The sequence below is a fragment of the Asticcacaulis sp. genome (genome assembly GCF_020217185.1).
In the GTDB taxonomy this organism is placed as follows: Bacteria; Pseudomonadota; Alphaproteobacteria; order Caulobacterales; family Caulobacteraceae; genus Asticcacaulis.
In genome coordinates, this window is sequence record NZ_JAIWNX010000203.1 from 1 (window position 1) to 10,000 (window position 10,000).

Annotated in this window: 10 protein-coding genes and 2 pseudogenes; 1 reads left to right on the forward strand and 11 read right to left on the reverse strand. The window is 61.9% G+C overall.

Features of this window, described 5'->3' with window-relative positions; all coding sequences use genetic code 11:
* The 8 genes and pseudogenes from LDL37_RS10070 to LDL37_RS10105 form a co-directional block, all read right to left on the reverse strand.
* Positions 1–461, reverse strand: a pseudogene (locus LDL37_RS10070) (serine--tRNA ligase); the annotation flags it as partial.
* Positions 462–679: 218 nt separating this feature from the next.
* Entirely contained in the window at positions 680–1,579 is a 900-nt protein-coding gene (gene tatC / locus LDL37_RS10075) for a twin-arginine translocase subunit TatC (RefSeq protein WP_290797567.1), read from the reverse strand.
* A complete protein-coding gene (gene tatB, locus LDL37_RS10080) occupies positions 1,576–2,163 on the reverse strand; it encodes a Sec-independent protein translocase protein TatB (RefSeq protein ID WP_290797570.1) in 588 nt (195 codons plus the stop codon). The genes tatC and tatB overlap by 4 nt, the downstream gene beginning before the upstream one ends.
* Positions 2,164–2,249: 86 nt before the next feature.
* Positions 2,250–2,456 carry a twin-arginine translocase TatA/TatE family subunit gene (locus tag LDL37_RS10085; protein WP_290797573.1) on the reverse strand — a complete coding sequence of 69 codons (207 nt, stop codon included), beginning with the start codon at positions 2,454–2,456 and terminating at the stop codon, positions 2,250–2,252.
* Positions 2,457–2,576: 120 nt separating this feature from the next.
* A complete protein-coding gene (gene scpB / locus LDL37_RS10090) occupies positions 2,577–3,248 on the reverse strand; it encodes an SMC-Scp complex subunit ScpB (protein ID WP_290797575.1) in 672 nt (223 codons plus the stop codon).
* Positions 3,245–4,102, reverse strand: coding sequence for a ScpA family protein (locus tag LDL37_RS10095; RefSeq protein WP_290797578.1), 858 nt, complete (start codon positions 4,100–4,102; stop codon positions 3,245–3,247). Before LDL37_RS10095 ends, scpB begins: the two co-directional genes overlap by 4 nt.
* 3 nt (positions 4,103–4,105) lie before the next feature.
* Entirely contained in the window at positions 4,106–5,197 is a 1,092-nt protein-coding gene (gene nagZ, locus LDL37_RS10100; RefSeq protein ID WP_290797580.1) for a beta-N-acetylhexosaminidase, read from the reverse strand.
* A gap of 14 nt (positions 5,198–5,211) precedes the next feature.
* Positions 5,212–6,006: an SPOR domain-containing protein gene (locus LDL37_RS10105; RefSeq protein ID WP_290797582.1), complete on the reverse strand. Its 795-nt coding sequence runs from the start codon at positions 6,004–6,006 to the stop codon at positions 5,212–5,214.
* A 239-nt stretch (positions 6,007–6,245) separates the two neighbouring features.
* On the opposite strand from LDL37_RS10105, the gene LDL37_RS10110 reads away from it, so the two are divergent.
* Positions 6,246–6,734 carry a hypothetical protein gene (locus tag LDL37_RS10110; protein ID WP_290797585.1) on the forward strand — a complete coding sequence of 163 codons (489 nt, stop codon included), beginning with the start codon at positions 6,246–6,248 and terminating at the stop codon, positions 6,732–6,734.
* Positions 6,735–6,872: 138 nt separating this feature from the next.
* Here the strand turns inward: LDL37_RS10110 and LDL37_RS10115 are convergent, their stop codons facing one another.
* The 3 genes and pseudogenes from LDL37_RS10115 to LDL37_RS10125 all read right to left on the reverse strand — a co-directional run.
* The gene (locus LDL37_RS10115) at positions 6,873–7,790 is read right to left on the reverse strand and encodes a type II CAAX endopeptidase family protein (protein WP_290797588.1); all 918 of its coding nucleotides are present in this window, start codon (positions 7,788–7,790) and stop codon (positions 6,873–6,875) included.
* Positions 7,791–7,846: 56 nt separating this feature from the next.
* Entirely contained in the window at positions 7,847–9,424 is a 1,578-nt protein-coding gene (locus LDL37_RS10120; protein WP_290797591.1) for a cisplatin damage response ATP-dependent DNA ligase, read from the reverse strand.
* Positions 9,421–10,000, reverse strand: a pseudogene (locus LDL37_RS10125) (DNA ligase-associated DEXH box helicase); the annotation flags it as partial. The gene LDL37_RS10120 and the pseudogene LDL37_RS10125, both read right to left, overlap by 4 nt.

Below are 10,000 nucleotides of genomic sequence, written 5' to 3' on the forward strand. Positions count from 1 at the left end.
CCCAGATCGGCGTGGTCCTTAGCCGGAAAGCTAAGGATATTCGGCGCGCCGTGGCGGCGGATTTCGACATTGCCGCCTTCGTCTTCGCCCAGCGGCACGTCCTCAAACGGGATATTGGGCAGCGAGGCCAGAAGGGTGCGCAATTCCTCTTCGGTCTGACGCTCGGTCTCCTGTGCCTCGGCAATCGCGCCTTTCAGGCCCTCGACCTCGGTCATCAGTTCCGCGGCCCGCGCCTCGTCCTTCTGCGCCTTGGCCTTGCCGATTTCGCCGGACAGCTTCTTCAACTGCGCCTGATTGGTCTCGAACGCCGTCTTGGCGGCGCGGAGGTTTTTGTCCAGCGTCAGCAGCTTCTGCACATTCTCCTCAGCCACCACCTTCGCTTCCGGCGAGTGATTACCGCGAGACGACCAGCCCTTGACATAGGCTTCAGGTGTTTCGCGTAAGGCTTTGATATCGTGCATGGAGCAGTCCCTAGAATCGAGCGTGAGGTGTTTAACCCCACCCGGCGCTGCGCGCCACCCTCCCCTGAAATCAGGGGAGGAACTTTAAGTTAGAATCCCAACCCCCTGATTTTAGGGGTGTAGTGAAGCGAAAGAACAGCTTTCGCCAACGATGGGATTTTTAGCGATAGCTAAAAAGACGGTGGGGTTAATGCCATGCCCGCCCTAGCCTGTCAAAATCAGCTTACGATCGACGGCTCTTTACGCCGCCATTCGATCATCCGCACGCACAGGATCGAGATTTCGTACAAGAGCACGATGGGGATGGCGAGCATGAGTTGCGAAATGGGGTCCGGCGGCGTGACCACGGCGGCGACGACCACGATCCCCAGAATGGCGTAACGCCGGCCCGACGACAGCATTTTCGACGACACCATACCGGTCAGACCCAGAAGCGTCAGGACAATCGGCAACTGAAAACAGGCCCCGAAGGCCAGCATCAGGGTGGTGACCAGCGACAGATATTCCGACACCTTGGGCATCAGTTGCACGGTCACGGCCCCTGCCCCCAGAATCTGCTGGCTCAAGCTGAACCACAGCACCATCGGCAGGATGATGAAATAGACGAGCAGCGCGCCCAGAACGAACAGCACAGGCGCGGCGATCAGGAACGGCAAAAAGGCCATGCGCTCGCGCTTATAGAGGCCAGGGGCCACGAAGCGATAGAGGTGCCAGGCGATCACCGGGAAGCTGAGGATCACCGCACCAAAGCCCGCCATTTTCATCTTGGTGAACAGGAATTCCAGCGGGGCCGTGGTGATCAGCGCCACGCTGTTCTTGGCCTGCGGCACCTCTTTGAGGCCCAGAATAATCTCGATCAGATCGAACGGTCCCGCCCCGTGGCCACCGTGGGCGCGCGACGCCTCGAACATGCGGTTGGCCATCTCATAAGGATGGGTCAGGAAGATGTAGATGGGCTCTGCGAAGCCAAAGCACAGCAGAAAGGCCGCCACAAAGGCCACGACCATCCAGATCAGGCGCGAGCGCAGCTCGATCAGGTGGTCCATCAGCGGCGCGCGCGACGCCTCGATTTCGGCCTCGTCCGGATGGAGGTCGTCTTTGGTCACCAGATCGTTCATGACGGGAGAGTCTCAGTCGTCTTTTTGGCGCGGCTGCGTTTCGGTTTGGGCGCATTCACTTCGGTTTCGGCCACAACCGGTGCGTTTTCAGGGGCTTCTGCGGTTTTCTTCGCGCGCGGCTTGCGCGGCTTTGGGGCTGGCTCCGTTGCCGCAGGGTCCGCCGCCGGGTTGGGCACGTCAGGCTCATCGGTCAGGGACGGCTTGCCGAAATCCGCCGGGGTGTGGCCATGATCGTAGGCATCGGGCGACGGCACATCAACGCTGTCGCTGTAATAGTGGCCCTTGGGCGGGATGGCGTCGTTGATCTCGCCTTCGATGCGCCGCATGTCTTCGCGGATGTCGTCGATGACCGGCGAGGTCACATTACCGGAGCGCAGCGCCTCAACCTCCTTGCGCAGATCGTCAAGTTCCGACTGACGCGCCATGTCGTCAAAAGAAGTGCGGAATTCGTCGGCCATGGAGCGCATCTTGGCCACAAAGCGACCCAGTTGCCGCAACAGCTTCGGCAAATCCTTGGGCCCCACCACAATCAGGGCCACCACCGCAATGAGTACGAGCTCAGAGCCCCCAATACCGGGCAGCATTCAAATTACGCCTTAGGGTCAGAACATGAAAAAGCAACCGCCCCTTTTCAGTTAGAGGCGGTCACGCAGAAAATAACGAAAAAGGCTTAGGCCGCGTCCTTGTCGGTGACGGTCTTGGCCGTTTCGGGCTTGGCTTCGTCCTTCTTGGCGTCCTCGTCCTTGAGGCCGTCCTTGAACGCCTTGATGCCCTTGGCGGCATCGCCCATCAGGCCCGACAGCTTGCCACGGCCGCCAAACAGCAGCAGCGCGACAACCGCGACGATGGCCCAGTGCCAGATGCTCATGCTACCCATGTCAGATCTCCATACGCGCGGCGCTGCCTTGCGGCGGCGCATCTTCGGGATACAAGTATTGCTCTCTTATAGGCGTATTGTAGGCGTACATCAAAGCGAAAATAAGCCCAATTTAACCGTCTAATCGCGTTCGCCGTCGGCGCTTTCAAAGAAATCCTGTGCAAACTCGACCTGTTCCATCTCCTCAAGGCCGATGGGGTCTTCGGCTTCCCGCGCGCCGCCGGGTTCGGGGATGACGAAATCGGCGGGGACATTGAGATCGAGCAGACCGGCGGCGCGCATATCTGCCGCGCCGGGCAGGTCGTGCAGGCTGGGCAGGGAAAACACCTCCAGGAAGTGCTCGGTCGTGCCGTAGGTGACCGGGCGGCCCGGCGAGCGTCGGCGCCCGCGCAGGCGGATCAGATTCATCTCATGCAACACGTCCAGCGTGCCGCGCGACAGGCCGACGCCGCGAATCGTCTCGATCTCCGCCCGCGTGACCGGCTGGTGATAGGCAATGATGGCCAGAGTCTCCAAGGCAGCCTTCGACAGACGGCGCGGTTCTTCGCGTTCTTCGACCATCAGGTAGCCGAGGTCGGGCGCGGTGCGAAACTGCCATTTGTCGGCGACGACTTCCAGCGTCACACCCCGGTCGGCGTAACGCGCCTTCAATGCCGCCAAAGCCTTACCGACATCCGCCCCTTCGGGCAGACGCCGCGCCAGATCGGCCGCCGACAGGGGGGCGGCGGCGGCAAACAACAGGGCCTCAATGGCGCGTTCGATATCGAGTTTGGCAGACAAATCGGGGGTCATCGTCCCTCCATCAGCGGCGGGCGGCGGCGCAGGTAAAGCGTGTCGAACGTGCCCAGTTGCTGCACCTGCATCAGGCCCTCCTTGGTCAGTTCCAGCCCGGCCGAAAGGGTCGAGGCAACGTAAGACGCGCGGCGCGGACCGCCCTCACCCACCGGCTGCGGCGCAATCTCATCGAGCGGCGTCCAGTCCGACAGTTGCGGCAGCACATCGCGCAGATGGTCGCGGGCGTCCTCCAGCGGGAAGGCCTCGACGCGCATAGTCGGGTCGTAATGGCGGGCGATTTCGCGCTGCCTCTGGGTAACATAGGCCCCCATCAGGTCGAACAGCGACACATCCAGCCGCGACGACGGCAGGATGACTGTGGCCTGCGGGTCACCGCGCGCAAACACATCGCGTTTGAGCTGAGGCCGCGAGGTGATGGCCTCCACCGCCTTGCGGATCGCCTCCAGCTTTTTCAGGCGAAAGGCCAGCGCGGTGGCCAGTTCTTCCGGTTCCGGCTCATCGCTTTTCTTGCGTTCGGGCACCGGCAGCAGCAGACGCGATTTGAGATAGGCCAGCCACGAGGCCATGACCAGATAGTCGGCGGCCAGCGAAAAACGCAGGCGTCGTGCCTGCTGAATGAAGGCCAGATACTGCTCGGCCAGCCGCGTGATCGAGATTTTCAGCAGATCCACCTTCTGCTGTCGCGCCAGTTCCAGCAGCACGTGCAGGGGGCCTTCGTAGCCATCAAGATCAAGCAGAAGGGCGTCGTCGGCCTCGATTTCCGGTGCGGGCGCGGCATCGGCCGTGAAATCGAGGCGGTGCTGAAACACCTCGTTCTCAAGACCCGGCAAAGCGCCCGCGCGCCCGTTCACGACTTAATAGACCTCCTGATAGGCGGTCGGATCGACGAAATCCTCGTACTCTTCGCGCACGGTGACCGGACGGTGCAGCAGCACCTGAAGGCGGCCACGCGCCTCTTCGACGTTCAGCGGCTCGACCTTGTGCTTGAGGCGCAGGAGCGCGCGTTCAAGGCGCTGCTGAACCTTGCCGCGAATGGTTGGCACGAAGACCGACACAGCCTTCATTTCCTCAAGGTCGCCGCTGCAATGCAGGACGATGTCGCAACCAGCCCTAAGAGACGCGCGCGCCCGCGCCCCGACGGGTCCTTTCAGCGCGCCCATGCCGATGTCGTCGCTGAGCAGCAGGCCGTCAAAGCCAATCTCTTCGCGGATGACCTTGATCACCTTTTTGGAGGTGGTGGCCGGGTTGCGGCGGTCGAGCGCCGTGTAAACGACGTGTGCCGTCATCGCCAAAGGCATGTCAGCATTGACGGCAAAGGGGAGAAAATCGATCTTTTCCAGCTCATCACGACGCGCCTTGACGACCGGCAGTTCGTGATGCGAATCGACCTGAGCGCGGCCGTGACCGGGCGCGTGTTTGATCACCGGCAGCACGCCACCGGCCAGAAAGCCTTCGGCGGCGGCCCGGCCCATGACGGCCACAGTCTCAGCGGTCAGGCCATAGGCGCGGTCCCCGACCACATCGTGCGTGCCCGCCTGCGGCACGTCGAGAACCGGCGCGCAATCGACATTGACGCCCAGGGCGCGCAGGTCATGCGCCATCAGTTGCGCCCCCATCCGGACGTATTCACGCTGTTCAAACGGCGAATTGGCCACGGCCTCATAGGCGGCGGCGGGCGGATAGGACGGCCAGTGCGGGGCTTTGAAACGCTGCACGCGGCCGCCTTCCTGATCGACCAGGATCAGCACATCGGGGTGCCCGGCTGCGGCTTTCAGCGCATTGATCAGAGCGCGGACCTGCTCCGGTGTGTCGATATTGCGCTTGAACAGGATGAAGCCCAGCGGCTTTTTAGCGGCAAAAAACGCCTGTTCAGCGGCGGTCAGCTCAAGCCCGGCACAGCCATAGATGGCGGCGGAAACCTTGGCTTTCTGTTTGATGTTCAGCATGTTTTACCGGACTCTTACTTTACGAAACAGGTCTTGCCCGCCGATTTTAGCGCGTTGCAGAACTGCTGCGCCTTATCCTTGGAGGCAAAGCCGCTAAAGGAGGTTCTGTAAAAAGTCGATCCGTCGCGATCGACCTTTTCGACCACCTTGCGCGTGCCACCGACGAACAGGCCGTAGGACGAGGCCAGGGCGGCAAATTCGCGGTCAGCGATAGCCTGCGACGAGAAGGCGCCGATCTGCACAGATGCGCCGCCGGAGGTCGTAGCCACAAAGGGTTTCGGTTCGGGCTTGGCCTCTGCGGTCTTGACCGGTTCGGCGGGTTTCGTGGCCACAGGGGCCGGTTGCGCGGGCTTGGCGGCTGCGGGCGCAGGCTGTGTCGGTTGCGTCGGCTGGGTGGCCGGCGGCAGCAGGTTCTCATTAGCGCTGGGGGCTGCCGGTGCCGCCGCCGAAGCGGCTTCGCGGGCCTGCGGGGCCTCGGTATCATTGGCAAAGACCGGCGCGGTGCCTGAGGCATGCGCTTCCTGATTGACCGAGGGATCGAGCAGGTCCTCATCGCTCAGCGGCTTGGCCTCCTCGATATTGCCGTCCTTATAGGCCGTCAGCGGGTCGCCGACATCGCTGACCTTACGCGTATTCAGGCCCGAATTATAGAACAGCACGACCGCCAGCAGCAGCACCACCAGCACGATAAACGACGCGATCAGGGTGATCGGGGTCTGATCCCGCTTCGGCGCTGGACGACGGCTGTCGTAGCTCAGATGATCCTCGGTCGGCGGCGTGTAGGTGCCGCGTTCGTTGTCTTCCACCATGACCTTAAAAATCCTGTAGTTGCGCCTTTACGAATCATGCGCAGCGAAGCACGCCATTTTGGCAAGCTTAAGTCCATACGAAAAGAGAGGCCCGTCTAAAAAGCGGTGCGCGATCTTTATGCACACCTGTTTTTGCGAGCGAGCCGCGATTTCAGCGTTAGCGGCAGCGCTTTTGGGTCGCGACCGTCAGTTGTGATTTGGTAAACCTTTCCGTGTTAGCTTATAACGCGGAGGACAGGATGGGCCAGCTCACAGACAAAGACAGGCTGATCTTCATGGCGCACAGCGATCTGCGCGTAATGGTCCTGCGTCCGGTCGGCACCCTGTCGCCGGAAGACCTTATCGAGCAGTTTTTCCTGTCGCTTAAGCGCGTGGAACGGCCGTGGCTTTATCACCGGCTGGTCGATATGCGGCGCTATGACCGCGATTTCGGCGCCGAACACGTCACTACCCTGGCTAAACGCTGGCAGGCCGTGCGCGGTCGCCATAGCTGCTATGCCCATGTGGCGCTGGTTTCGCCGGTCAGGTGCCCGCGCTGGCACGTCGCGGCACCGCTGCCCGGCTTTCCCAATGAGACCCTGTGCCGTTTCACCAGCTATTCGTATGCCTTCAACTGGTTGACCGCGACGGATCGGCACGCCTATCTGTCCCAGATTGCAGAGGTGCCCGCGGATCAGGCGCGCAAACCCCGGCCGGCGTCTTTTTCGGGCGATCTGGTCCTCGATTAAAGCGCATTCCGAAACGAAGTTCGGCGAAGCCAAAAGTGTGCAACGGTTTTCGGATTCAAGTGCGCGACAAAACAAAATGTTAGAGCGAGATTTCGATTCAACCTGTACGAAATCCGCTCTAGCCCCAAAACTTTGCATTCAGGCGTGTTCGGGGAGCGCCGCCTGCGGCCTCAGCGCGCCCTTCCACACCAGATAGGCAATCCCGGCGATCAGGACGACAGACGTGATAAGGCTGCCTTCCGGGCCGAACTTGCCGCCGGTAATCCACCAGGCGGCATCTGTCGATTTGAGATCGGTGACCAGCGGCACGACATCAAGGTTCTGACCGCTGACTTCGACGCCGAACCCGGCCCCCAGAAGGAAGTTCCATGCGCTGTGCCACGCGCAGACGCCCCACAGCGAGCGTTCCTGAATGGCATAAAGGCTAAAAAAGATGCCGACCAGAATGATATTGGTCAGGCCGAGGAAAAGTTCCTTCGACGGCGCAATATTGGCCGCGTGCAGCAGGGAGAAGACCAGCATGCTGATGCCTATGCCCCAGTAGATACCGTGACGTGACGCCACGACCTGCATCAGATAGCCCCGCATGGCAATCTCTTCGGTCGCCCCCTGCACCATAAAGCCCGCAAAGATGGCGGCGATGGGCACAAAGGTCATCAGACCGGGCTTACCCCACGCGCCGAGACTTTCGATCGTGTATCCCCCGGCCAGCCAGATACCGCCAATGGCCGCAGCAGCAAAGCCGAAGCCGATCACCAACCCCCTCAGATAGCGTTTCAGACCGTCCCGGTTGAAGCCGAGCGCGGCGATCCCTCGCCGCTCGAACAGAAAGGTCCAGAGGAAAAAGATCAGGGCGATCGGCGCAAAAAACACCAGCATCAGCGCGTCGGCGCGCCAGTCGATACCCGTCTCTAAAGGCAGTTTCAGCCACGTCATCGCGATTACGACGGGGATCTGCCCCAGAATGATAAAGAGGATCGTGAGCACAATCGCCGCCCACGTCCAGGTGCGGCGCGCCTTTGCCGGACGCGGTGCGTAAAGATCAATACCTGCCATGCGGAACCCCCTGAGTAACGCCCCACAGTCTCATCAAATGAAACCCACGGCAAGCCTCAGCCTGTACCCGCCAGAGGTTCGAGAACGCTCAGATGATCCGCCTCCTGCGCCGGCTTGTCCCAGCGGATGCGGCTGATGCGCGGGAAGCGCAGGGCGAAGCCGGACTTGTGGCGTTTGGACCGGTTGACCGCATCAAAGGCCACTTCGAACACCAGTTCTTTCTTCACTTCGCGCACCGGCCCGAAGCTGTTGAGCGTGTTGTGGCGCACCCATTTGTCGAGTTCCCTCAACTCGGCGTCGGTAAAGCCAAAATAGGCCTTGCCGATGGGCAGGAGCTGATTGCCGGACCACAGACCGAAGGTGAAGTCCGAATAGAAGCTCGACCGCTTGCCCGATCCGCGCTGCGCGTACATCAGCACCGCATCGACCAGTTTGGGGTTGATCTTCCACTTGTACCACGGCCCCGTCGGTCGCCCGGCGACATAGGCGCTGTCGCGGCGTTTCAGCATCAGCCCTTCGATGACCGAGGCGTTATCGACGCTGGCGCGCAAGGCTTCCAGTTCGGCAAAATCGCCATAGGGCAGTTGCGGCGACAAACGGATGCCGTCGGGGTGGTGGCGCTCAAGGGCGGCCTGCAACAGGGCGCGGCGCTGGTCATAGGGGCAGGCGCGCACATCCTCGCCCTCCAGAAACAGCACATCATAGGCGACAATCGCCGCCGGATAGTCGGCCATATATTTTGCCGAAGGGGCTTTGCGCCCCAGCCGCTGTTGCAGATCGTTGAACGTCCCCGTCTCTTCGCCGCGCTGCACCAGCAGTTCGCCGTCGAGCACCGCATGAAAATTCAGATGCGCCAGAACGTCCGGAAACGACCCGGAAATATCGTCACCCGTCCGCGTAAACAGGGCGCGACCGATGCCCGAATGCACGATCTGCACGCGGATGCCGTCATACTTCCATTCGGCGGCATAGGTGTCGGGCGTAATCAGGGCGTGGTCCCTGACCTCCAGCGGATGGGCCAGCATGACCGGCGTAAAGGTCAGGCGCTCGCTGACGACCGGTTCCGCCTTCCGCCCTTCCAGCCAGTCAAACAACGGTTGATAGGGTGGGTCTATGCCGTGCCACAGGCTCTCGATGCGCTCGACCGGCTGATCACCGAATTTCGCCAGCACCTGCTTGAGCAGGCGCGCCGACACACCTATGCGCAGCGCCCCGGCCCCGATCTTGAGCAAAGCCCAGCGTTCGGGTGAGGTCATCCGATCGAGCAACCCCGCCACATAGTCGGGCAGTTGCGCCTTGGGCGTATGGCGCAAGGCCTCAACCACCTCAGCCAGCGGCGGCAGGTCGCCCTGTTCGGATTCCGGCGCGGGCCACAGATGGGCGACGGTTTCCGACAGTTCGCCGACATAGTCGTGGCTGAGGGTCAGAAGCGTTGGATCGACCCGCGCGCGGATCAGCTCCAGCACCATTGCGCGCCGGAAATTGGGCAGGGACAGGTCGCCAGCAATGATCGCCACCGCATAGCCGCGGTCGGGATCGGGCGTGGTGCGCAGATAGTCGAGCAGCAGCCGCGTCTTGCCCAGTGTCGATGGCTCGTAATAGAGGCTTTCCAGCAGACGGGAGAAGGCTTTCATTCCGCGTCATCCTCGTAGCCGATCAGGTGCAGGGCGCGGGCCTTCAGACCCATCTGTGTCGTCTGATGCACCAGCGCGTCGTCGCGGCCATGCGTCACCCACACCTCCGGCGCACCGACATCTCTCAGGGTCTGGATCAGTTCGTCCCAATCGGCATGGTCGGAAATCACCAGCGGCAGTTCGACGCCCTTCTGTTTGGCGCGCGCCCGTATGCGCATCCAGCCGGAGGCTGCCGCCGTCAGTACCTCCGGCAGTCGCCGTGACCAGCGGTCCTTGAGCGCCGAGGGCGGACACAGGACAATCTTTCCGGCCAAAGTCCGGGCGTTTTCCGCCGTCACCGGCTCCAATGGCCCCAGATCGACCCCAAGCGATTGATAAAGGTCGCACAATCGCTGCATGGCGCCGTGCAGATAGAGGGTTTCGACATAGCCCGCCGCGCGCAGGGCGCAGATGACACGCTGACACTTGCCCAGAGCGTAGGCCCCAACGAGGTGGCAGCGATCCGGAAACTGCCGCAGCGAGGCCAGCAGGCGCGCAATCTCGTCCTCCAAAGGTGGATGGCGAAACACCGGCAGG